Source organism: Methylocaldum gracile (assembly GCF_053646815.1).
Window position 1 is genome coordinate 217,484 of sequence record NZ_CM132196.1, and the last position, 24,840, is coordinate 242,323.

Here is a 24,840-nt window from a genome sequence, read left to right on the forward strand (position 1 = left end):
TATCCATTGCCTTGAATCCGGGTATCGCTCAGCGGCTCTCGCGACGGATATCTAAGCGGCGTACGAATTCGCCGATGATGATTTGATAGAGTCTGTCACCGAGGACGTGATCCTCGATGCCGGCATCGATGTTCGGGTTATCGTTAATTTCGATCACGTAGACACCGTTCTCGGTTTGTTTGAGATCGACTCCGTAAAGACCGTCCCCTATCAGTTTGGCGATGGCCAGCGCGGTATCGACGACAGCGCTAGGGGTCTCTTCGATTGGTAAAGTCCGAAAGTTTCCCTCTACGGCCTTCCCGGACGATCGGTGCCTGACGACTTGCCAATGCGCACGAGACATGTAGTACTGGCAGGCGAACAAGGGTTGTCCATTGAGTATGCCCACTCTCCAGTCGAACGACGTATAAACGAATTCTTGGGCGAGGATCAGATCGGATTCCTTGAACAGTTTTTGCGAAAGTGTTCTAAATTCACGCTCGTCATCGGCTTTGTATACGCCCCGAGAAAACGAGCCGTCCGGGATCTTAAGGACGACGGGGTAGCCGATGTTGCCATTCATCGATTCGACGTGCCCCTTTTGGAGAATTTTGCTTTTCGGTGTGGGAATGTGGTGCGCGTCCATTAGTTCGGCCAAATAGACCTTGTTGGCGCACTTCAGGATGGAATCGGGATCATCTATGACCACCATGCCTTCAATCTGCGCTTTTCTCGCGAAGCGATAGGTGTAGTGATCAATATTGGTGGTTTCGCGAATAAATAGAGCGTCGTATTCCGCCAAGCGCTCGTAATCTCTCTTCTCGATCAGTTCGACATCGACCCCTTGTTTTTTTCCGGCTTTGACGAGCTTTTGCAAAGCGCCGGCATTGGAAGGCGGCATGTTCTCGGCGGGATTACGCAGCACCGCCAGATCATAGCGCGACGTGCTCCTGGCGCGGGGCCTCCGCCATGGTTTCGCGAGGTAGCTGTTCAGTCCGTCGATGAAAAGTTGCCGGTTCGGTTCGCACATCGAGCTCGTGAGGTGCATCGGCTTTACGGTGTCTATATGCCACTTGCCTTGATAGCGGAACTCGACTTTAAGCAACGGACATTGAAATAGATCGAAGATCTGCCGGGAAAGGTCCTGCATATTCGGATCTTCGCAGCGACCGAAAAAAATCGGAAGCTCGAAGGTCTCATCGATTTTGCTCTCGCGCTTCTTGAAGCGTTTCTGGATTATGCCGTTGAGATCCTCGATGTTAAGGCTGTAAATGGATTTACTGCTGAGGCTGGTGAGGGTTCTCACGGTCGGAATGACCCGATGGCTGCGCGGCTCTGCCAGCAAAGAGCAAAAATACCCCATGCTTAAGTAACGATAACTGCGGCACAAATTGATGACGCGGACATCCTTCGTTTTTAGGTACTCGGCCTTCGATAAATAATCGCAGGCTGCAACCACGGGCACGCGCGGATAGTCCGGCTGCCAGTCCTTTAGACTCTCGACAACGACGATGTGGACGGACATATCAGTGGCGCCGGCGCGACTTTGATTTGCGAAGGATCAGTACAGACTTTTGTCCGGTTTTTCCGTAGCGGGCCATGCGTTGAAAATCGGTCTTGAGAATGGGCATGTTGATGCAGTCGGTGGCTGTCTTTCCGGCTGAATAATCGACATAGGGATCGTGCACGTAAAAATAATGTTCGTCGAAGCCTGTCACCACGATCCAGTGGGGAAACTTTTCCTGATAAAGACGATAGGAACTGATCAGCACAACCGGTATGCCGCCTTGCTCCATTTTTTCCTGCAACTCATTGCAGTTGAGGGCGGCATACACGATCTTGACCGGTAGTCTTTTCAGTTCATCCAAAAAATCCTCCTGTACGACCTGCATCACCACCCGTTTCTCTGGATCACGTACCGAGGTAATGAAAAGCGCGCCTTCATCATTGACATAAACCTCGACATCGAACCCGCGGTGAAACGCCGAAAGCGCGAGTCCATAAGGCCCGCACCCGCCGTGCCCGGAGGTCATGAAAACAGTGGTCGATTCGCGCCATAGCCGCAACTCGAGTTTTCGGTCCAGCTCTACATCGGATTGCAGGGTCTTCATGGCCATCATCAGGGATGCCGGACCGCAGGTGAAATCGAGAGTCTGCTGGTAATACGGCACCCGAGCCAGTTCCGGATTCAAATGAGGTGCCAGCATTTTCTCGAACCGCAAGGCCGAGGCGTGGTCTTCGTAGTAGTCGGGAACGCTTTCCAGATAACGATAGCCGAGATTTTCAAACAGTTTGATCGAAGGTCGATTATCGCGCCGAACTTCGAGCCGCAAGGTCACGCATTCGCGGTCCAGGGCCAATTCTTCGGAGGCTATTACCAGAGTCCGGCCTATGCCCTGGCTGCGATACGGCGGGTCGACCGCGTAGGAATACAGGCGCGCCAGCGAGGTGCCGGTATGGAATAGCACCATCGAATATCCGCGAATCACCCCTTCATGATCATCCACGAGGGTCGCCGCATTCGCCTTGGTAAGGAGATACCGGAAGTTGCGCCGGGAAATACGGTCCGTATCGAAACATCGGTCTTCGATCCGAACAAGGGCGTCCAGATCGTCCAAGTTGGCTGCGCGAATCATCAACGGTAGTGGGGGATAGGTGTCGGAAAAGATACTAGGCAGTTGTATGCCGACATCTTACCCGAAAATAGGTGGGCATTGTGCTCGCGGGGTCAAGCGCGGGAACAAGCCTGCGCTTGTCTGATGCCGATCAGCGGAGCTTGCTCTCGATATCAATGCGTTCCCAAGGCAGTTCGGTGAATGACGCGCCCATGTGGCCGTGTGCCGGTAGCATCCGGTAAAACATCCCTTTGTATTGCGCGGGCAAGTAGCGAAGTCCGAATTTCCGGATGATCGCTCCTAGCCGGAAATCGATGCATTCTTCGAGTCTGTTCTTGATCGTATTTTCGTCGACGCTGCCGGTACCGAATGCCGACACTTGAATGCTGACCGGCCTGGACTGCCCGATCGTGTAGCTCAGCTGGACTTCGCATTCGTCGGCGAGCCCGGCCGCTACAACGTTTTTGGCGGCGTAGCGTGCGGCATAGGCGCCGACGCGGTCGATACGGCAGGGGTCTTTGCCGGACAAGGCCGATCCGGAATGCCGCGCGTAACCGCCGTAGGTATCACTCGCTGTCTTTCGTCCGGTCATGCCCGAGTGTGCGGCGGGGCCGCTTTTCGGGAAAGTGCCGCGCGGATTGATGAAGATGTCTGTCTGATCGTCCGGCCGAATCGATTCGTTCGCAAAAGCGGGATTGATAACGTGGTCGAGAAGATCGGCGCGAAGCTGGGCTGCGTCGATTTGATCGCCCCCATGAGGCCCGGCGATCAGGGTAATGCTGTGAATCCTGTTCGGTCTGCCGCTTTCGAATTCCACGCCGACCTGCGTGGTACAGTCGGGCGATAAGTAGGAAACGGTTTTGTTCTCGCGCGCCACGGTCAGTTGCCGGGCCAAGCGGTTGGCCATGGTAATCGGAAACGGCATCAGCTCGGTCGTTTGATTGCAGGCGAAACCGAACTGAGTGATTTGATTGCGGACGGTGATTCGGTCGAGCTCCTTGTCGGTCAATTCCCGCTCGTCCCATTCATACCGTTGATCGAGAGGTTGCGCCATAAGGCTGGTGACCACGGTGCATTCGGCGGCGTTGAAATCTTCCTTGCGATAACCGACCGCGCCGACAACCTGCCGCGCCAGATCCGGAATGTCCACGGTCGCTTTCGAAGCAAAGCGGGCGGCGACGAACACGATTCCTTTCGACAAGGCGCATTCGGTCACGATATGAGAGTAAGGATCCTGCTGGAGAAACCGGTCAACAATCGCGTCGCTGATGGTGTCGCATAACCGATCGGGGTGCCCTTCGGCCACCGATTCCGAAGTGAACAAAAAGCTCTTTTTCATGATCGCCGCTCCTTTTGTTGCGAGTCGGTTTTTAACCGTTTAATCCCCTCATTGATTAAAAACGGCGTGGTTGCTCCGGCCCCGATCGCGACCCAATCGAGGGCGCCGATGGGCGAAAGTCGGAGCAAATTGCGCAACGGAGGCAAAAAGGCCGCGCCGATTTGAAGAGCGGCTGAACCGAACAAAGCCGCACTCAATAGCCGGTTGGTTGGCCGTTTCTCCTTATCGAACACGCCGGTGCGCTCGGACCGGCAACTGATGGCGTGGAGCAACTGACCGAGCGTGATAGTCATAAAGGCGCCGGTGCCCGCTTTTGGCCCCAAGCCATACCGGGCAACGCTATATCCGTAAACAGCCATGGCGCCGCCGGAGAGAAGCAGTGATTCACGCATCAATCTGGCGGCATCGGAGCGGCGGATGATTGGCTCGGTTGGGCTGCGGGGCGCCTGTTTCAGCACGTCCTGCTCGGGCGGCTCGAGCGCCAATCCGAGGCCGGGCAGGATGTCGGTCAATAGGTTGATCCACAGCAGTTGGATCGGGTTCAGCACTTCGCCGGCACCAAGCGCTGTGCCGATCAGCATGATCTCGACTTCGCTCAAGTTGCTGGAAAGCAGGAAATGCAGGCTCTTTCGGATGTTCAAGTAAATCGTTCGTCCCTGCTCAACGGCAGCGATCATGGTGTGCAGATTGTCGTCTTCCAGAACGATATCGGCGACGGACCGCGCCACCTCGGCGCCCCCCCCGCCAAGCGCCACGCCCACGTCGGCTGCCTTTAAAGCAGGGCCGTCGTTGACGCCGTCGCCGGTCATCGCTACGACGTGTCCGGCCTTTTGAAGCGCCTGGACGATGCGGAGCTTGTGCGCCGGGCTGACCCGCGCGAACACTGTCGTATCATTCACGATGCCCGCGAGCAGGTCGGGGTCGAGTTTGTCCAGGCTGGTGGAGTCGATGATTTCGAGAGCCTTAACGCCGTTCAGCCCCAAGCGTTTGCCGACGGAGAAGGCTGTGGCGCTCTGATCGCCAGTAATCATTACGGTATTGATTCCGGCTCCATGGAATTTGGCCATGAGTTCGGCCATCCCGGGGCGGACCGTGTCTTCCATCCCTATCAATCCTAGCCAGACCAGGTTTTGGCTTACGGATGCGGTGCCAATATCTTCGGAATATCCGAAGGCGACGCCCAGAACCCTCAACGCGCGCCCGGCCAAGCCTTCGTTCTGTGCCATGATCGCCGCACACTGCGTTTCGTCGAGCTCTACGTACTCGCCGTCGCGGAGCCCGTGGGTGCACAGCCCGAGCACGTCGGTCGGACTGCCCTTGACCGCGACCAAGTGTTTTCCATCAGTGTTCTTGTGAACGGTGACCATATACGGACGATCCTCCGCCCGATGTACCGTCTTGACGAGCGGATGCCGTGCCCGCAGTGCCTTGAAGTCCTCGCCCGCGTCCAGTGCGATCTCCACCAAAGCCGATTCGGTCGGTGTTCCGTCGAGCTGGCGCCCGCTGCCGTTTTCGACCAGCTTGACTTCGCTGCACAGGCATACGATCTGGAACAGGCGTTCGAGGTCATTCTGCTCAGCCAGATCGAACGGTTCTCCGTTCATCAGCAACCTGCCGTTCGTGCGAGTGACGGAGATTGCAGGCATTTCGATCGTGACGGCCCGCATCCGGTTCTCGGTCAGCGTGCCGGTTTTATCGAGGCAAAGGGTCCTCACCGAACCGAGGCTTTCCACGGCGGGCAGCTGACGGACCAGCACGTGGTGGCGCTGCATTCGCCGTATGCCGAGGGCCAGGGTGGTGGTCGCCACCGCCGGCAAGCCTTCCGGAACGGCCGCGACGGCCAGAGATATTGAGGACTTCAACATTTGCAGCCAGGCGAACCCGCGCAGCAGGCCGAGGCCGAACATCGCCGCGCAGATACCGCCCGAAAACAGCGCGAGCTGGGTGCCCATATGGTCCAATTGGCGCTGCAACGGCGTCTCCGGCGGTTTGACCGATCCAACCAGGGATTGGATCACGCCGATTTCGGTGTGGCGGCCGGTCGACACCGCTACGGCCGTCCCGCTGCCGCCGGTGACGACGGTGCCGCGATGAACCATATTCTTGCGATCGGCCAGAGGGGCGTCCGCAGGAGCCAGATAGTTGTGGTGTTTGCCGACAGGAAGGCTTTCGCCGGTCAGCGCCGATTCGTCGACAGTCAACCGGTTGCTGGCGATCAGACGTGCGTCTGCCGCTACAAACGATCCCGGCTCGAGCACCAGAATGTCGCCGGGCACGACGTTTTCGACCGCTATTTCCGTCTTCTCCCCATCCCGAATGGCAAGCGCCCGGGTTGGTGTCAGCTTGGCCAGCGAACCGATGATTTTTTCCGCTTCACTTTCGGTGAAATAGCCGATGCCGGCATTGATCAACACGACGCTCAGGATGGCTAGAGCATCCGCGACGCCTCCGGTGGCGATGGAAATCACCGCCGACACGCCGAGCAACGCGACCGGCGGACTCATGAGTTGTCCCGCAAACATCGCTATGGCCGAGCGGGGTTTTTGCTGGCTCAAGGTATTCGGTCCGTGACGAAGAAGACGCGCCGCGGCAAGCTTTCCGGTCAAGCCGTCCGGTCCGGACCCCAGTGCCGTCAGCACCTCTTCGTCCTCGATTGCGTGCCAGACTCGCTTGCGGGAGGGGGCCTCTAAATCCGGATTCTCGACGATTTGGAGTGGCGGTTTTCCAAAAGCAGCCCGCCGGGCTTTCCAAAAGCCGATCTTGAGCGCATTGGAGTGCCTCGTGCCCTGGTGTCCGACTTTCGTCCGGGGTCCGCCGATCGCGGCATTGGTTTTCCAGTGTCTACGGGCACAAAGTTCGAGCTCGTCGATGATGAGGGCAATCGGCAGATCCAGTCTGAACCGGACCAAGGCGCTTCCGGTAAGCGGATTGGCGCTGACCGAGTCGAGCCACCGGCTCTTGGCCGGAAGTTCTTCAAGCGCCTTCTTCATGATTTCCGAGCGATAGAGTCCACGAACCTTGACCCGGATTCGCCCGGGAGCCCCGCGATGGGCAAGCGTGATCAAGATCGGTCCGACAGGGCTCGAATGGGAGGAATGATTTTGGCGGCGGGCGCTTTGATCGAACGTATCTTTCATCGGAAAAGCCGTTCCGCGACGGGGGATGACGGGCACCTGTCGCGATGAAAAGTTACTATGCTTCTGCGTATCCGGTCTCGGACGTCAAAAATGAGCTTACCTTAGCGTGGTTACCAAAATGTGACCCTGCGGCTACGATCCGTTACGGGATGCAGCCATATGCCCATGAACGAAGGTCGACGCTATGTGACGCTCATCCGCCAGTTGCAATAGGCAGAACAGCTGCTCTACGGCGTTTTCGCAGCGACTTAGTCGGGCAGCGAGGTATTGGTCTTCTTCGTAATCGAGCACGAAAAAATCGGCGCTCTTGCCCGGCTCGAAGTTTCCCGCTTCACTCTCAAGCCCGAGTGCCTTTGCCCCGCCCAGGGTCGCGAGATAGAGCAACCGGCCGGCATCCAAGCAGAAGTCCTGCAACTGCTGCACTTTATAAGTTTCGGACAGTTCCCGCCACACGGAGAACTGCGTACCGGCACCGATATCCGTGCCCAGCGCCACTCGAATGCCGCGCCGTAAATGTCGCCGTAACGGAAACAAGCCGCTCCCGAGATAGGAATTGCTGGTGGGGCAGTGGCACACGGTGCAGTCCGTCTCGGCCATCCGATCCATTTCCGGTTCCGTGGTGTAGATACTGTGCGCCAGCACCGTGCGTTCGGTGATGAGCCCGAAGCTATCGTAAACGTCCAGGTAGTCCCGCCTTTGGGGGAATGCGGTACGCACCGCGGCAATTTCTTCGCGCGTTTCGTTGATGTGGGTCTGGAGGTAGCTTTCCGGGTGGCTTCTCAGCAGCGAACCGCACAGCTCCAGCAACTCGGGTGAGCACGACAGCGCGAACCTGGGCGTAACGGCATAGTGGAGCCGTGGGGCGTGCCGGCACAATCCGATGAGCTTTTCGATCGAATTGACAGACTGTTCCGCCGTTTGCAGCAGCATCGGCGGTGCGTTCCGGTCCATCAAGGTCATGCCGGCAATCAGGCGAATGCCGGATCGTTCGGCCGCCTCGAATAGTGCGAGGTTTGCGTCGTAGAACTGAGAGCCGAACACCATGGCGGTGGTCGTTCCGCAGGTTAACAGGCGCTCGATGAATTGTTCCGCCGCCGCCCTGGCAAAGGATTCGTCGGCAAAGCGAGCCTCGGCCGGATAGACGGTGTTCTCCAGCCAGTCCAGCAAACCGTTTCCGAATCCGGCGGTCGCGTAGAACTGAGGGAAATGCAGATGTGCATCGATCAGGCCGGGGATGAGCCAAGCATCGCCATGGTCGACAAGCTCGCTCTCCGGAAAGGCGTCGAGCACGGCATCGCGTTCTCCGAGCAAGGCAACTCGGCCCGATGGGTCTATCGCCAACGCGCCTCGCTCGATGATTTCCAGAGTGTTTTCTCCGGCAAACGGATCGCCCCTCAAATGGGCGACCGTGCCGGCGTGTATCGTATCGGTCATCGCTGGCGTATCGATTCTTTGCCTCGTGATGTCTATTAGAGACCCAACAGCGCCGGCAATTCGTTGACGGAATCGATGATCTTGTCGGGCCGAATCGATGAGGCGTTCACATAACTTTCCCGATACTTGCCGGTTTTGACCAATATTCCGGTCATCCCGGCTTTTTGGCCACCGCCGATATCGAAATCGATATCGTCGCCTACGATGGCTGTTTCTTCGGCTCTCAGGCCCATATCCTGCAGCGCTATCCGGTAGAAATCCGGAGACGGTTTTCCCATTACCGTGGCTTCGACGCCGCTGCAATACTCGAGCGCCGCGACGAACCCGCCGATATCCATTCTAAGTCCCGTTTCGGTTTGCCAGAATCGATTCTTGTGGACGGCGACGAGCTTGGCACCCTGCATCAGTCGGTTAAATACTCGGTTGAGCAAGTTGTAAGACCAGTTTTCGCCGATATCGCCAAGGACGATATAGTCCGCCTGCTCGATGTCCGCTTCGGCGATATCGGCGAAGTCGCGTTTTACGTCTTCGGCCAGTAACAGAGTGCAAGGCCGGGAGCCACGTTGTTTCAGGTAGCGCAGAACCGCCTGCGGGGCACTCAGAATTTCATTGAATTCGATGTCGAACCCCAGTTTCACCAGTTTGTCGTGCAGCGAAGCCAGCGACTGAGTGCTGGTATTGGTGATGACACGAAGCCGATAACCCGCTGCGCGGATACGTCTTACGGTTTCCGGAGCGCCTTCGATGGTATGTGAGCCAACGTATAGCACGCCGTCGAGATCGAGCAGGATGCCTTTGATGTTGGAGAAAATGGCGGTTGACGAGCTGCGCTGGGAATTCATGGGATATCGGAGAGATTGTCCACGCTCGCCTTTATGGTCCGGTATTGCGCGTTATTCCGCAATTGCAGAACCGGCGATCGAATGCGCTATGACAAGCGAATTCGCGAAACTACGTATCTCCGTTAGGCTGTCAATGTATGACAGCGAAACTCGGCTTGATGATTTCGAAAACCTCGAAGGTCTGGATCCAGGCATCTTGAATGATGTTAGGGACCGTGTCCAAGGACAGTTCGAGCAGTTCCCAGGCGCCCTTGTCGACTCCCGTTTTTTCGGTGCTTAACACATCTTCCAGATTCACGCTGGGTTCGATATGGCTGGCCAGGGCGCTGGCCACGTGGATGAGCGCCGCATTTTTTCGATGATCCGCCGGAGCCTTGTTGGGCTCTAAATAGTGTGCCACGGCCCTTTGCAGGCGTTCGGGAAGTCTCCAGTTTCTCAATAGTTCGGCGCCGAGCTCGGCATGAGTAAAGCCGAAAATTCGCTGTTCCGCCTCGTTGATGGCATCTTCGCCGCGTTCGCTGAGTTCCAGAACGCTCCGGTATTGATCGGGACGGCAGGAGTAGAAGACCAGTCTGCCTACCTTGTGCAGCAGTCCGGCTATGAATAGGGGTTCATTTTCGAAGATCCGGCAGCGGAAGGCCAAGGAGCGCGCAATGACGCCGCAGGCGATGCTATTGAGCCAGAACCGTTCCATGTCCACCCAGTGCGGCGGAATTCCCCTGAACGTACTCGCCACGGACGTCGCCAGCACCAGATCCCGGACGGCATCTCTACCGAGTAATGAAATCGCCTGGGAAACCGTTTCGACCTTGTGCGGCACGCCGGCAAAAGCGCTGTTCGCCAATCTCAACAATCTTGCGGTCAAGGCCGGATCGTTGACGATCACTTCACCGATCGCGCCATTGGTCGAATCGGGAGACTCCATGAGCTGAGTCACTCTCAGAGTCACTTCGGGCAGGGATGCGAGCGTCTTTACTTCTTTGACGAGCGTTTGGGCAGTCATCGGTTTAACCTGATGTTCTTGGCGCTGGTGCGTCACTATTTTTTTACCGGAAATGCGGCGTTCGAGCGGACTCTCCGCTCGAATAGCGCAACCCCTCGGGCTAGAAAGATCTGATTTATCTTGTGGGGCGGCACTGTAGAAGTGTAGTCGTCCTGAGAAAACCGTCCTGCTCGTTGAGATAAGCGGAAGGGAAGGACTTATGGAGGCTGGAATGAACGCTAGCCGTGAAAAATCGACATCAAATCAGTCCCGGACGAATCGACATGTCCGAGGCTCTGGCGTCGGTCGGCAGAGGCGACCCTTAATAATGCCGATAAAGCTTTTTGGTCGAATCGCTTAGCGGTGCAGTCTCGCGCTTCAGATGATAACGGTTTTTGCCGGTCCGTTTGGCGTAATACATGGCCTCGTCGGCGGCTTTGACCAGGCTGTGGTTGTCGGTGCCGTGAATGGGGAAAATCGCGATGCCTATGCTGGAGCAGACGGCGATCTCCGAGCCATTCACCTCGATCGGACGAGCGACCGCGCTCAGAATTTTTTCCGCGACGATGCAGGCTTCCTCGGCTCCGGAAATTCCCGGAAGCAGCACGAGAAATTCATCTCCGCCGATGCGGGCGACCGTGTCGCTCTCGCGGAGCGATTGAGATATCCGAAGCGCGGCTTGCTGTAGGACGAGGTCTCCCACATTATGTCCGTGCGTATCGTTGATTTCCTTGAAACAGTCCAAATCGACGAATAGGACGGCAAACTGCTGCCCATATCGGCTGGCGAACGACAGGGCATGGCTGATTCGGTCGTTGAACAGAATCCGGTTCGGGAGACTGGTAAGCGCGTCATAGTGCGCCAGGTAGTAAATCTGCTCCTCGGCGGTTTTGCGCGAGGTGATGTCGAGGCCTACACCCAGAAGGCAATCGCTCTGTCCCAGTTTGGCTTTTGTGCTGGTGAAGAAAAACGGGATTCGCTGCCGGTCCTTGGTCAGGAAATACGATTCGGCGAGGGACCGTCCCGAGGTGAACATTTCGATGATATTGTCCCCGACAAAAGCGTGTTTGTCGTCTTCGGGAACGAAATCCAGCGGGTGTGCACGTTTCAGTTCGCCCGCCGAATAACCGGACATCTCTTCAAAATTAGCGTTCCAGCGTAGAAATCGCCCATCCTTGTCCGCCAGATAGAAGATGCCGGGCAAACTTCTTATCAGATCGTCGGCGAATCGGACTTCATTCCGGAGTGTCTCCTCGGTGTTTTTCTGTTCCGTGATATCGGCGAAAGACCACACGAACTTTCCGTCGTCGATCGTCCGGACGCTGACATCGACCGTTAAGATGTTTCCGTTTTTGTGCCTCACTTTCAGCGTGCTTCGCGCGATATCGCCGGACGTCAGCGCGTCCAGGCGTAACAGTTGAGCGGAGCAGTCCTCTACAATCACGGCTTCGACATCGATTTCACTGTGCTCTCCGAACCGGTGGCCGAGTAAGTCGCAAGCGGCGCGATTGGCATAGACGCAACGTAGGCTGGTCTTTTCAGTCACGCAGATGGCGGCAGGTGACAATTCCAGAATCGTTTCGAGATCTTCCCGGGAAGGTGGGGGAATTTGTCTTGTTTTTGTGAAGCGTTTGCCAAGAATGGCAAGCAATGCGATGAGCGACAGCGGCCCGACGAAGCCCAAAAGCTGAAAATTTTCGAAAGCGCCTCCGTCAAGACGCAAAAATCCTTCGTTTCCGAGTATTGGAAGCGAAGGAGCAATAAGCACAAAAAGGCCCGCCATCCAAGGAAGCCAGCTTAGTACGGGAAATGATAGTCCTTTCATCCCTACGATCCAGTATCCGTAAAAGATTACGCGGAGCGAACCGCATTCGTCCCAGCGATATTCCGATTTCCGTAGTATGGGATGACGAGTACGAAACACCATAAGTATTTCTACTCATACAGAGGTATGAATCGCGGTCGAGATGGCGGCGGTTTCCGCCGGTTTGAGATGGCTGTGATTACCTACAGGAGTTCGGTATTTCGAGCAGTGTTGGGTTGGCCGGTGTCGATATCTGCGTATTCGCAGAACGATGGATGAGGCTTTGATTCGAAGCTTCGGTTGTTGGGCTGGGGTGGGTGAAAATTCCGTGCGGGGTCCGAGGCAGCGGACAAACCGTGTTGCTTGCGATGCCCGTCTGTTTGGCTGAAAGCACGGGAAATTCTCGTCGGCAGTGGAGTAGCAAAAAAGTAGGGGCTCGGGGTGGGAGCAGGCTTCAGCCCGCGATGAACGGACGTGAGCAGACCGTTCCTGAAAAGGCGCAATTCCTTTGGCGCCTCTTTCTTCAGGACAGGGAAACGGTCACTCGGAATCTTCCTTGAACTGTCCCGGCTCCAGATTGTGCCGGCGCAGCAGCGAATAGAATTCGCTGCGGTTGCGCTTCGCGAGCCTCGCGGCATGGGTGATATTGCCGTGGGTCACTCTGAGCAGGCGGATGAGGTAATCCCGCTCGAAGCTCTTCTTGGCGTCATCCAGAGACACCATCTCGCCGGCCTGTCGCTGCAAGGCCCGTTGGACCAGGGAAGCCGGTACGATCTCGACGGTGGCGAGGGCGACGATTTTTTCGATGACGTTCAGGAGTTGCCGGATATTGCCCGGCCAGGGGCAGGTCAGCAGCAGGTCCATGGCCTCCGGGGCGTAGCCGTTGATGGTCTTGCCGTATTTCCGAGCGAGTTGCGCCGTGAAATGCCGGGTGAGCAGCGGAATGTCGTCGACCCGCTCCTGTAGCGAAGGAAGACAGAGATTCACCACGTTCAGTCGGTAGTACAGATCCTCCCGGAACCGCCCTTCGGCGATTTCCTTTTCCAGATTGCGATGGGTTGCGGAGACGATCCGCACGTCCACCGGCACGCTTTGCAAGGCCCCGACCGGCCGCACCGTGCGCTCTTGAAGAACGCGGAGGAGCTTCACTTGCAGCGGCAGCGGCATGTCTCCGATCTCATCCAGGAAGACCGTCCCGCCCTGAGCCGCTAGGAACAGCCCCTTGTGATCGCGGACGGCGCCGGTGAAGGCACCTTTGACGTGACCGAACAGTTCCGATTCCAGGAGATTTTCCGGGATCGCACCGCAATTGACGGCGATGAACGGTTTCTGCGCTCTGGGACTGGCGCGGTGTATGGCCTCTGCCATCAGTTCCTTGCCGGTGCCGGAGGCCCCGGTGATCAGTACGCTGGCATCCTGAGCGGCGACCATGCGCGCTTCGGTGAGCACGGCTTCCATCCCGGCATTGCGGGTGATGATGGTGTCCGACCAGTCGAATTCGGGGGGCGCCCCGCTCTGCTCCAAGGCTCGCTCCACTTCGGCCAGCAAGGCCTCGGCCTCGAACGGTTTGGACAAATAGCCGAACACGCCCCGCCGTACGGCGTCCACCGCATGGGAAACGGAACCGTGGGCGGTGAGAATGATGACCGGCAGGGCCGGATGGATGTGCTTCAGGGAGTCGAACAGGGTCAGGCCATCCATGCCGCCCATCTGGACATCGGTAATCACCAGCTTCGGCCGATGGGTGGCCGTTTTCGCCAGGGCCTCCTCGCCGCTGCCGGCCTCGATGACGGCAAAGCCTTCGAGGTCAAGGCGCATGGCCAGGAGCTTGAGCAGCGCAGGGTCGTCATCCACGATCAGGATTTCCGGCCTTTGTCTCATGGCTGCGACCCCGCGGGGCCGACCAGGAGACTGCGGATCGTCTGCAGCAGTTCGGCGTGTTGAAATGGCTTGATGATGAAGCCGGAGGCGCCCTCGCTCAAACAGGCTTCCCGTTCGCTGGGCGCGGCGCTGGCCGTTAGGAAAACCAGGGGAATGTTGGCCGTTTCGGGACTCCGCATCAACTGGCGCAGGACCTCCCAACCGTTCAATTCGGGCATCAGAAGATCGCACAGCACCAGGTCCGGCGGTTCGGCCGCGATGGCCTCCAGTGCGAGCCGGCCGTTTTCCGCCTGGATTACCTTATAGCCTTCCAGTTCCAGCAACTGCGACGTCAGCATCCTCAGTGCCGGATCGTTTTCAACCACAAGGATTGTTTTCATCATGCTCCCCCCTTAACGGTATCCGTACCAGAAACCGGGTTCCTTTTCCCAATTCGCTGGTGTAGGTAATGTCGCCGCCGTGCAGCTCTATGCATTTCTTGACGATGGCGAGTCCCAACCCCGTACCCTGGATATTGTTGACATTGCGGGCGCGGTGAAAGGTATTGAAGAGATTCGCCCGGTCTTCCGGCGGGATGCCGACCCCCCGGTCGGCTACTTCGAAAACGAGCCCCGCGGCGTCGCGGGTGCAGACCAGACTGACGGTGGACCCCTTGGGCGAAAATTTGACGCCGTTGCTGATCAGATTCAGGATGATTTGGCGCAAGAGGTGGGTGTCAACCAAGGCCGGCGCGGGATGCCCGGTCGCGGTGAACTCGATGTCGTGTTCCCGGCCGACCCCGGTTCTTACCTCCTTGAGCAATTGCTCGCAGAAGTCGTCCACATCGGTCGGCTGCGGATTGAATTGCAGATGGCCGGTATCGGACTTGCCTATGAACAACACCTCTTCCAGCATTCGGGTCATATTCTTGACGGCCGTTTTGATCATACCGAGCAATTCGGCCTTCTTATCCGAGGCGAGGCGCTCGCCATAGGCTTCCAGCAGTTCGGTGGAGGACAGAATGGCGGTCAGGGGCGTGCGGAATTCGTGGGAGGTCATGGACACGAAGCGGGATTTGAGTTCGTTGAGTTCCTGCTCCCGCGCCAACGCTTTCCGCACTTCGGCCTCGGCCTGGCGAAGGTCCGCTTCCGCCTGGGTCCGGTTTGCGGCTTCGAGGGTGAGCGCCACCAAATTGCCGATGGACAGGGCAAAACCGACTTCCTCGGCGGTCCATGTACGCGCAGTTCCCATGTGCTCGTGGCAAACCACCGCCACGACCCGCCCGTCCAGCCATACCGGGACGTCGAGCATGGAGGTGATCCCCAGGGGTGCCAGGTAATGGTCGCGGAATTCGACGGTTGCCGGATCGGTCCAGGCGTCATTGGCCACCACCGGCCGGTTGGAAATGATGGCGGCATAGTACTGCGGATATCCGCTCATCCCGAAACCGCCGAGTTCCGATTCCGGTACGGTATCGTCGGACTCGGCGCGATAGATGATTTCCGGCCGCAGAGCCACGTCGTCCTCGCGCTCTTCGAAGCGGCCGAATACCATTCGCCCCAGACCCAAGGTGTAGGCCGCGGTTCTGAGGATGCGCAGGAGCGACCCCTTGTAATCGGTCTTATCCATGCGCGCCAGTTCGAACAGCACCGTGCGGAAGCGGAGCGCCCGCTCCGCCGTTTCCGCAGCGCCCTGCATGGCCCGCTTGCGCTCGGTGATGTCGCGCAGGAAGGCGCTGAAGCGATACCCTTCCGCGCAGCGTACCGGCCACACCGAGAGTTCGATGGGGAATTCCTCGCCGGCGCTATTGAGAGCCGAGAGCTCGATGGTCCGGTTGAGTACGGTGCCTTGTCCCGTGGCGAGGAAGCGCTTCAAACCGGCCTCGTGAGCCTCCCGGTAGCGATGCGGAATAATGAATTCGGACAGTCGGCCGCCGATCATTTGATCGCGTGGCCAACCGAAAATGCGTTCGGCCGCTCCGTTCCATTCCTTGATGATGCCATGCCGGTCAATGGTGACTACCGCTTCCGCGGAGGACTCGATCATCAACCGCATCAGCTCGGTGCGCTCGGCGATGCGCTCTTCCAGCTCCCGATTGAGCCGGTACAGTTCGTCCTGGGCGGCGCGGCTGTCGTAACCGCCGGCCGCCTCGGCCAAGATCCAGTCCACCCGGCCGGTATCGTCCCGCACCGGCCGCAGTGACAGATCGACCTGTAGCCAATGGTTTCCAGCACTGCGTACCGTGGTAATGAGCCGTATGGTTTCACCTGCGGCGGTTCGGGCGATGGCTTCCCGGATTTCCTGCTGTTTGGCGGGATCGTCGTACCACCAGGGGCCCTGCCAGAACGGCTTGCCTACAGCCGCTCCCCGACCGACCGAAACGGATTCGAAGGCTGCGCGGTTCACTTCCGCGACCACGCCGTTTGGCCGCAACACGGCGGTCAGCACGAAACCGGCCTCGAAAAAGCCGCCCGGCGCGGGTTGATTTTCAAGTTCAATACGTTTGTGCAAGTTCGGTATGGATTTGGATCAGGATTTAGTGCGCCGCCGCTTTTTATGCCGCCGGCGTCCATTGATAAAGCCAGGTTTCGGTCAGCGCGCCCAGTTCGTCCCGAAGATAGCAACGTAAGTCGACCGGCTCGCTGCCGTCGCTTATCAAGTCAAAATTGCAGCGCCAGGCGTTGGTGCCCCTCAGCGGACGTGCCGCCGGCTCCTTGATTTGTCCACGGGAGGTTGTAATGATCGGCTCGACCTTGGCGGTTTCCGGCAGGTCGCTCAGCCGGCCGCCTTCGAAGTCAATGACGAACTTGCGAGATGGAATGCGGTTCTTTTGTCCGGGAATGCCGCCTGCTCCGATACGGGTGGCAACCACCTTGGCTGCACGGGAACTGACCGGCGGCTCGCCCCAGTGCAATCGATATTTGAATACTCGCTCCTGGCCCGGCTGGAATAGTTCCTCCGGACTCCAAAAAACGACGATGTTGTCGAAGGTCTCGTCAGCCGTCGGGATCTCCACCAACTGCACGGCACCTCGACCCCACCCATCGAGCGGTTCCACCCAAGCGGAAGGACGTAGATGGTAGTTGGCGCCATCGTCCAGATAATGGTCGAAGTTGCGATCCCGCTGCAACAGACCAAATCCTTTTGGGTTGTTGTCCACGAACGAATTGACGCGCACCACAGGGCTGTTGACCAGGGGGCGCCAAATCCATTCGTCGGTGCCGGCCCATAAGGCCAACCCGTCGCTATCGTGGATTTCCGGGCGGAAGTCGTCGGACACCCGGCGGTCGTTCTCGCCGTGCTGATACATGGATGTCAACGGGGCTATGCCGATCCGCTCGATCGATTCGCGCGGAAATAAGTGGGCTTCGATTTCCATGACCGTCGTATCCCCCGGATTGACTTCGAAGGTGTACGCGCCGGTGACGCTGGGGCTGTCGAGCAGCGCGTGGATGGTTACGAACTCGGCCTTGGGCGACGGCCTCTCCAGCCAGAAACGGCGGAATTCGGGAAATTCTTCGGGGCGCGGCAGCCCAGTGTCGACGGCCAATCCGCGCGCCGACAGGCCGTACTGCTTGGTGCCGCCGACGGCGCGGAAATAGCTCGCCCCGAGGAAGGCGAACATATCGCGTTCGAAGTCCGGCTCGGCATTGACGCGGAATCCGGCAAAACCGATGTCGCCGACTTTTCGGGGCCTTTCGAGTTTCGACCCGAACTCGAACAGGTCGGTCGAATACTCTATGGGTTCAGCCACGCCGTGGACGACCTCGTAGATCTCGACGGGGTGTTTGAAGAACAAGCCAAGGTGGAAAAGTCTTGCTTGGAACGGCAGATCTTGCTTGGCCCAGATCGAATGCTTGGTTTTGAAGCGGATCGATTGGTAGTCATCCCAATCCAGATTGGCGATCCAGGCCGGCAATTTTTCTTTGGGCGGATCGAAAGGTTTCCGGGAAAGCCGCTTCGCTTCCTCGATAAGCCATGCCTTGCTGAATGGCTTGGGTCCTGCTTTGCCTTTAGCTTCCGCGAGAGGCGTATAAAGCGCCGCCGGGCTGAGCACCCCCCATGCCGCCAGAGTCAGCAAACGCGCCAATAAGTCTCTTCGAGTCATCATGCTGTTACATCAATGAGAAATGAAGGTACGCAATCTAACGATCTTCCGACCTTACGTCCAGAGCCCAGAAAGCCCGTATGCGCCTGATGAAGAATGCGGTAGCTTCCCTCGGGCTGAGCTAATAGCGCTATCATGGGGAGCACGGCCGCCGCTGACGGCAGCGGTTTGCAGAATCGAGAACGCAGGAGGGCCAGTCAAAGATGGGGGCGTGCCAATGGTGATGCGAGATGATTTGGAAGCATTCTTGAAAGAACTCTTAAAACCGCAGGATTTCGCGGACTACGGCCCCAATGGCCTGCAAATCGAAGGGAGCGAGCGGATCGAGCGTATCGCGTTTGCCGTTTCGGCTACGGCGCACTCGGCATTCGCTGCGGCGGAACGAGGCGCTCAAGCGCTGATCGTGCACCACGGACTCTTCTGGAAGTTCCATGGCCCGAAAACCCTGACCGGCCCTTTCGCCCGGCGCGTTTTCCCGCTGGTGCGCAACCATGTCAGCCTGTTCGCTTATCATCTCCCGCTCGATGCCCATCCGGAAGTGGGCAATGCCGCCAGCCTGGGGCGGGCCATCGGTCTTGGCGAGCAGCAATCTTTCGGTGATTACCAACGTTGCCCGACCGGCATCAAGGGAGTGTTTGCCGAGCCGCTAAGCGCCGCCGCATTGCGGGACAGATTGGGCGCGGTGCTCGACCATCCGGTGCTGTTCGCAACCCCCGATGAAAGAGCGATTGTTCGGTCGTGCGGGATCATTACGGGCGGTGCGAACCGGGATTGGCCCTTGGCCTTGCAAGACGGGCTCGATGCCTACGTCACCGGCGAGATGAGCGAACACGACTGGCACGAGGCGCAAGAGGCCGGAATGCACATGTACGCGGGCGGCCACAACGCTACCGAACGCTTCGGCGTTCAAGCCTTGATGGAAAGGGTGCAGGATACTTTCGATGTCGAGTGTTTCTTCATTCCCAGCGACAATCCGGCATGATCGATCATGGCGTTTTCGACCTACCAGTTACTGATTCACGTCTCCGAAAACCTCCGAATCCGGATAGGGCAACTCGGCACCTTCGATTTTCCCACAGGCCGTTACATTTATACCGGGAGCGCGAAACGTAACTTCGAAGCGAGAATCACGCGGCATTTGGCCAAGAGCAAACGGCTGCGCTGGCATATCGACTATTTATTGGCCGCTTCCGGCGTCGATGTCGTGGACGTGCTAAGGTTTGACGCGTCCGAATGCGAGGTCAATCGTCGCACCGCAGGTCGCGTTATCGTCAACCGCTTCGGAGCCGGCGATTGCCGATCGGGTTGCGGCAGTCACCTCAAGTATCGAGCGGCCGGAGAGACTGTTGGGGAGCCATGCTGAGCATCGTTTCTGCCCAACCCGAAGATGCCGAAGCCATCGCCGAAATGGCTCTGGATATATGGCGACGCCATTATTATCCGGACGTGCTGACCCAGGATGAGATCGAGCATTTTTGGAATCGCATGTATCGGCCTGAAGCGATACGAAGCGAAATGGAGCGCGGAGTCGTTTACGAACGGATCATGCTGGACGGTGAAATGGTCGGTTTTCTCGCTTATCACCACCATCTGGAGCAGATGCGTATGCGGCTCAACAAGCTTTATCTTTTGCCGCAATTTCACGGGCGGGGATACGGCGCGTCCGCGCTGGCGCACGTCAAGGCCGTCGCGGCGCGCTTAGGGGCCCGCGAGATTTATCTTTACGTGTTCAGGAAGAACGATAGGGCAGTCCGTGCCTATCTTCGGGCCGGTTTCGTCATCGTCCGCGCAGAAATAGCCGAAGGCGGCGATGGTTTCTATTACGATGACTACGTGATGTGCTGTACGCTTGATTGAAGCGGGCGGTCCGCGGCTAAGCAACTGGGCATCCAGAGCACCGAGATGTGAGCTGGGCCGACGCCATCCTTGGCTTTTGGATTCCGAATCACAAACGGTTGCTTTAGCTGCAACCCTATTGTCGTCAGCCGCTCGTTATTGCGCGGGAGTTCCGTGCTGCATCTGTTGGCCGCCCTGCATCGGTCCGCCTTGCTGCATTTGACCGCCGCCATGCTGTCTCATCTGCTGCATGTGCTGCTGCATCATTTGCTGATGCTGCGCGTGGTGTTCTCGCATGAGTTTCCGTTGTTCTTCTTTCAGTCGCTCCCGTTCTTTGTCGTCTTTGGCGGCGATGATCTGGTTCATGAGTTCGTGCATTTTCAGCATGTGATCCTGGGCTTGCCGAATGTGCTGTTCTCGTTGTTCCTCGGTCATGTTTCCCATCATGCCGCCCATGCCCCCCATCATTCCACCCATACCCCCCATGCCACCCATTTGGTGCTGACCGGTAGACTGTTGAGACGCGTGTTGTTCGGCGAAGCCGGTTGAACAAATCGGAGAAATCAACAATGCGGCAGCGATGCATTTCAAAGTTGTTTTCATAATGATCTCCTCCTAACGATGAGCTGATTAAACTGTCGACTCTGGTCCGCCGTCTTACGTGACATACGTTCCATCTTTTCAAAGTAGCAGCTAATGGACGGATGCACCATAGGCGGGAGCGGTTCGGAAACCGTCGTCCCCAAATAACATGAGGACATCATCTGAGCCGGCCGAGTTCAAGTCTGGAACCTATTTGGAACCCTAATGCGTTTTATCGGCGTTATTTCGGATACTCATGGTTTGATGCGACCTGAAGCGATAACCGCGCTTGGAGGCTGCGATCTGATTCTTCATGCCGGCGACATCGGTCGTCCCGAAGTGCTCGATACATTGCGATCCATTGCGCCGGTCGTCGCCGTTCGTGGAAACGTCGATAAGGGGGCATGGGCGGAGCCGCTTCCGGAACGGGAAGTTGTTCGTATCGATGGCCGTTGCATCTATCTCTTGCACAACCTGAAAGAGTTGAATCTGAACCCGGCGGCAGCCGGATTCGCCGCCGTGGTTTCAGGGCATTCCCATCAGCCGAAGATCCGTAAAGAAGGCGGGGTTTGTTATCTGAACCCCGGGAGTGCGGGACCGCGGCGGTTCAAATTGCCGGTTTCGATCGGGCGTTTGGTGCTCTCGGACGGAGAACTGTGCGGTGAGATCGTTGAACTCGATGTTTATTAATCAGGCCCGTAAATACCAGGAGGGTATTTACGGGCCGCTGCCAAGGCCGGTGTACAGGCCCGGCCTTGGCTCACTCGGCTTGCCGCCGCGCCGGGGTATCCGTGTCCCGGATTAACCCGGCCTATGTTTATAGGCCGGGTTAATAAGACGGTTTTTATCCGTCCATGACAGCTTTTGCTATCTTCTACCTGCCGGAGTAACTATTATGTCGCCGTTGCCCGACAACAACAAGAAACAACCCGATGGCAGAGCTTACTTATATTTCCCCCCTCCGGCTCATAGATCTTTATATTTTCTATGGCTTTTCTTTCCTGACTCTGTCGATTGTCGTCTTTTTGCAGCCCAGAAGTGATCGTGTTCTTCCTTTTGCCTCGGAGTTTTGGCTGTTGGGGATATTCGGTTTTCTCCACGGCATCAAGGAATGGCTGGATGCCTGGATGTTGCTCAATCGAGCGGACGGCGCGGGGCTGCGTTGGTTGAATGCTTCCATATTGGTGTTTTCCTATCTGGCGTTGTTCGAGTTCGGGCGCCGATTGGTGCTGCTCTGCGCGGCTTCCCGGAATGAACGGCAACCGGTTTGGCAACCATGGCTCGGCGCCTGGATTTATCTTCCCTTCTTGACCGGCGTGTTCGCACTGACTTGGATCGCCGATGATGCCATTCGTGGGGTAAGTGCCGGCGGAAGGATTTTTTTCGGTTTCAGCGGCAGTTTGATAAGCGGTGCGTTGTTGGTGGTGAAGCGGGGCCGCGTATGCGGGTGGCCAACCTTTCCCGAGACCAGACCTTATTTCTATGTCGCCGCGGGGGCGCTGTTCGCCTATGGAGTCGTCGCCGGATTGCTGACCGAGGGCGATGCTGCATTTCCCGACTGGATACCTACCGCGAACTCGTTCCTCGCCTCCACGGGCGTTCCCATATATGTCCTCAGAGGGTTTTGCGCGTTCGTGCTGGCTCTGGCTTTGGCAGTCATTACGCGAGCGGCAAACATTGCCGCGCGAAAACACGAGGAGGCAGCGCGCGCCGAGGCGGCGGCGCTCAATATCAGTCTTGCGCGACGGGTGCGGGAAAGTACGGTTTCGCTCGAAGAGGCTAACTGCAAACTTCAGGAGGAAGTCGACGAAAGAAAACTCATCGAGCAGGGACTGCGGGAGCGTGAGGCCGATTTGCGGCGTGCGCAGTCGGTCGCCCACGTCGGCAGTTGGCATTTGGACGTTCGGAATAATGCGCTCCGCTGGTCTGCCGAAACTCACCGAATCTTCGGCGTTCCCGAGGCTGAGCCCCTCGCGCTCGAAAATTTTTTGAGATTGATTCACCCGGAAGACCGTGACTTTGTCGAAAATTCCTGGCAGGCCGCCTTGCGCGGCGAGCCCTATGACATCGAGCATCGAATCGTGGTCTCGGGGCAGGTGAAATGGGTACGGGAAAGGGCCAAACTCGAATTCGATCCCAGCGGCCGCCCGGTTTCCGGTACCGGCATCGTTCAGGACATTACTCAGCGAAAGCAGGCCGAAGAGGAACTGAGGCATGCCAAGGAGCTGATCCAGTTGGTGGTGGATTCGATACCGGCGTATGTATCGTTGGTGGATCGAGAGCACCGCTATGTCTTGGTCAATCGAGGTTATGAAGAGTGGTTTCAAAAATCGCGCGGCGAGATCATCGGCAAGCATATGTCCGACCTCATGGAACCGGACATTTATGAACAGGCGAAGCCCCATGCCGATAAGGCTTTATCCGGCGAGGTCGCGCGCTTCGAATTGCCGGCCAGGAATCAAAAAGGCGTGCAGCGCTGGCTGGATATTCAGTATCTGCCACGAATCGGTGGGAACGGTTTGGTATCGGGATTCTTTGCGCTTTGCTTCGACGTTACACACCGCAAGCATACGGAGCAGCGGTTAAGACGGGTACTGGAGCGATTGCGGCTTTCCGAGAATCGGCAGCGCGAGCTGGCGAGACTCGCGCAGCAAGAGCATGGGCGGATGGGTGCGTTGTTGTCGGCCATGAGCATCGGCATTTTGTTCGAAGATCGAGGGGGGCTGATCGAGTATGTCAATCCGGCTTTCCACCGCATGTGGGCGATAGACGAAGATTTTCAACTGGTGGGGCGCACTACCCGTGATGTCCTGGAGCATTCGACACACCGGTTCGCCCGGCCGGATCACGCGTCCAAATACGTGTTGCATGTGCTCGACACTCACGAAATCAGCGAGCGATTCGAGCTCGATCTATACGACGGCAGGGTTCTGACGCAAATATCCTATCCGGTGACCGATGACGACGGGCGGACCATCGGGCGCTTGTGGATTTATGAGGACATCACCTACGAACGTCAAACTGCCCAGCAACTCCTTTATCTGGCCGAGCGCGATCCCTTGACCGGCCTGTTCAATCGTCACCGCTTCCAAGATCAGCTGGAACGCCTGATCGCCACTTCGGTGCGTACCGGCAGCCGATTTTGCCTGATCTATTTCGACCTGGACGAATTCAAGTACATCAACGACACCTTCGGCCACAAAGCCGGCGACACGGTGCTCGTGCGCATCGCCGGTGAAATATCGACTTTGGTGCGCCATGAGGAAACCTTCGCCCGGCTTGGCGGCGACGAGTTCGCCATTTTGAGCACGATAACCCCGAGCAGCGACCTCGAGGCTCTCCCTGGGCGTATCGCAAACGCGATTTCGGCGATCCCGTTCCGGTTCCGCGGCACCAATATGCGCGTTACCGGGAGCGTGGGCGTGGCGGTCTTTCCCGACCACGGGGAAAACGCGGAGGATTTGGTGGCGCATGCCGACGCCGCGATGTATCAGGCTAAAGGGCAGGGCAAGAACACTTGGGCGATTTACGACCCGACACGCGACAGCTCGGAAGCCATGATGCAGCGCCTGTCGTGGAACAGGCGCATCGCGGAGGCGCTTCAGAAAGATTTATTCGAACTTCATTTCCAGGGGGTTTACTCCGTCGACAGCGGCGCATTGAGTCATTTGGAGGTTTTGGTGCGCATGCGAAATCCTGTCGATCCCGCATGTCTCATCATGCCGGGGCAATTCATTTCCATCGCCGAGAAGAGCGGCCAAATCACCGAGATCGACCGCTGGGTGTTACGGCACGGAATCGAACTGTTGGCGCGGAATCCGTCGATTCCGCCGCTCGCCATCAATATTTCCGGCCGTACATTCGACGACCCGTCCCTGCCGCATTTCATTCGCAGTCAATTGAAGCAGAACGGCGTCGATCCTGCACGGCTCATCATCGAGCTGACGGAAACGGCGGCGGTTTCGGATATTCAGGATGCGCAACGGTTCATCGAGGCCATCCAACAGGCTGGTTGCCTGGTTTGTTTGGACGATTTCGGGAGCGGATTTTCGACTTTCGGCTATCTCAAATACTTGGGTGTCGAAGTGCTCAAAATCGACGGGTTGTTTATCCGGGACCTGCCGAACAATCGCGATAATCAAGTTTTTGTCAAAGCGATGGTCGACGTGGCGCGCGGACTGCAAAAAATCACTGTCGCCGAATATGTCGAGGACGCCGCGACGCTGGAGATGATCCGTGGTCTCGGCGTCACCCTGGCTCAAGGATACTATCTCGACCGGCCAGTAGCCGACCATCCGGCCTTACTGGAGAAATGAGGCTTT

At 57.6% G+C, this 24,840-nt stretch carries 18 protein-coding genes; 6 read left to right on the forward strand and 12 right to left on the reverse strand.

The genetic code is table 11. The features are described from left to right. Positions 1–28 precede the first annotated feature (28 nt). From ACWJJK_RS00990 to ACWJJK_RS01045, 12 genes are all read right to left on the reverse strand, one after another. Positions 29–1,504, reverse strand: coding sequence for a RimK family protein (locus ACWJJK_RS00990; protein ID WP_077730720.1), 1,476 nt, complete (start codon positions 1,502–1,504; stop codon positions 29–31). A 1-nt stretch (position 1,505) separates the two neighbouring features. After that, on the reverse strand, positions 1,506–2,615 hold the full coding sequence (locus ACWJJK_RS00995) for a GNAT family N-acetyltransferase/peptidase C39 family protein (protein ID WP_086134663.1): 1,110 nt from the start codon (positions 2,613–2,615) through the stop codon (positions 1,506–1,508). A 130-nt stretch (positions 2,616–2,745) separates the two neighbouring features. After that, positions 2,746–3,933 (reverse strand): methionine adenosyltransferase, encoded by a 1,188-nt coding sequence (gene metK / locus ACWJJK_RS01000; RefSeq protein WP_077730722.1) that lies wholly within the window; start codon positions 3,931–3,933, stop codon positions 2,746–2,748. Then, positions 3,930–7,070 carry a cation-translocating P-type ATPase gene (locus ACWJJK_RS01005; RefSeq protein WP_156880155.1) on the reverse strand — a complete coding sequence of 1,047 codons (3,141 nt, stop codon included), beginning with the start codon at positions 7,068–7,070 and terminating at the stop codon, positions 3,930–3,932. Before ACWJJK_RS01005 ends, metK begins: the two co-directional genes overlap by 4 nt. A 132-nt stretch (positions 7,071–7,202) precedes the next feature. After that, positions 7,203–8,504, reverse strand: a complete 1,302-nt coding sequence (gene guaD / locus ACWJJK_RS01010; RefSeq protein WP_156880154.1) for a guanine deaminase — start codon at positions 8,502–8,504, stop codon at positions 7,203–7,205. A 35-nt stretch (positions 8,505–8,539) separates the two neighbouring features. Then, on the reverse strand, positions 8,540–9,346 hold the full coding sequence (locus ACWJJK_RS01015) for a TIGR01458 family HAD-type hydrolase (RefSeq protein WP_156880153.1): 807 nt from the start codon (positions 9,344–9,346) through the stop codon (positions 8,540–8,542). 130 nt (positions 9,347–9,476) lie between these two features. Then, positions 9,477–10,349, reverse strand: coding sequence for an HDOD domain-containing protein (locus ACWJJK_RS01020; RefSeq protein ID WP_077730726.1), 873 nt, complete (start codon positions 10,347–10,349; stop codon positions 9,477–9,479). Positions 10,350–10,650: 301 nt separating this feature from the next. Then, positions 10,651–12,051, reverse strand: a complete 1,401-nt coding sequence (locus ACWJJK_RS01025) for a diguanylate cyclase domain-containing protein (protein WP_168175436.1) — start codon at positions 12,049–12,051, stop codon at positions 10,651–10,653. A 621-nt stretch (positions 12,052–12,672) separates the two neighbouring features. After that, on the reverse strand, positions 12,673–14,013 hold the full coding sequence (locus ACWJJK_RS01030) for a sigma 54-interacting transcriptional regulator (protein WP_077730728.1): 1,341 nt from the start codon (positions 14,011–14,013) through the stop codon (positions 12,673–12,675). Then, complete coding sequence (locus tag ACWJJK_RS01035; RefSeq protein WP_086134668.1) at positions 14,010–14,396, reverse strand: response regulator; 387 nt, start codon at positions 14,394–14,396, stop codon at positions 14,010–14,012. Before ACWJJK_RS01035 ends, ACWJJK_RS01030 begins: the two co-directional genes overlap by 4 nt. Further along, complete coding sequence (locus ACWJJK_RS01040; protein WP_156880151.1) at positions 14,371–16,503, reverse strand: ATP-binding protein; 2,133 nt, start codon at positions 16,501–16,503, stop codon at positions 14,371–14,373. The genes ACWJJK_RS01035 and ACWJJK_RS01040 overlap by 26 nt, the downstream gene beginning before the upstream one ends. 43 nt (positions 16,504–16,546) lie before the next feature. Further along, positions 16,547–18,103: a glucan biosynthesis protein gene (locus ACWJJK_RS01045; protein ID WP_156880150.1), complete on the reverse strand. Its 1,557-nt coding sequence runs from the start codon at positions 18,101–18,103 to the stop codon at positions 16,547–16,549. A gap of 220 nt (positions 18,104–18,323) precedes the next feature. On the opposite strand from ACWJJK_RS01045, the gene ACWJJK_RS01050 reads away from it, so the two are divergent. The 6 genes from ACWJJK_RS01050 to ACWJJK_RS01075 all read left to right on the forward strand — a co-directional run bounded on the left by ACWJJK_RS01050 (position 18,324) and on the right by ACWJJK_RS01075 (position 24,834). Then, positions 18,324–19,082 (forward strand): Nif3-like dinuclear metal center hexameric protein, encoded by a 759-nt coding sequence (locus ACWJJK_RS01050; RefSeq protein WP_454129030.1) that lies wholly within the window; start codon positions 18,324–18,326, stop codon positions 19,080–19,082. Positions 19,083–19,088: 6 nt separating this feature from the next. Then, positions 19,089–19,463, forward strand: coding sequence for a GIY-YIG nuclease family protein (locus ACWJJK_RS01055; protein WP_077730733.1), 375 nt, complete (start codon positions 19,089–19,091; stop codon positions 19,461–19,463). Beyond that, complete coding sequence (locus tag ACWJJK_RS01060; RefSeq protein ID WP_168183851.1) at positions 19,457–19,957, forward strand: GNAT family N-acetyltransferase; 501 nt, start codon at positions 19,457–19,459, stop codon at positions 19,955–19,957. The genes ACWJJK_RS01055 and ACWJJK_RS01060 overlap by 7 nt, the downstream gene beginning before the upstream one ends. A 153-nt stretch (positions 19,958–20,110) precedes the next feature. Beyond that, a complete protein-coding gene (locus ACWJJK_RS01065; RefSeq protein ID WP_434110502.1) occupies positions 20,111–20,485 on the forward strand; it encodes a hypothetical protein in 375 nt (124 codons plus the stop codon). Positions 20,486–20,743: 258 nt separating this feature from the next. Beyond that, positions 20,744–21,208: a metallophosphoesterase family protein gene (locus tag ACWJJK_RS01070; protein WP_077730735.1), complete on the forward strand. Its 465-nt coding sequence runs from the start codon at positions 20,744–20,746 to the stop codon at positions 21,206–21,208. Between the two features lie 242 nt (positions 21,209–21,450). Then, a complete protein-coding gene (locus tag ACWJJK_RS01075) occupies positions 21,451–24,834 on the forward strand; it encodes an EAL domain-containing protein (protein ID WP_156880148.1) in 3,384 nt (1,127 codons plus the stop codon). The last annotated feature ends 6 nt before the right edge of the window (positions 24,835–24,840 follow it).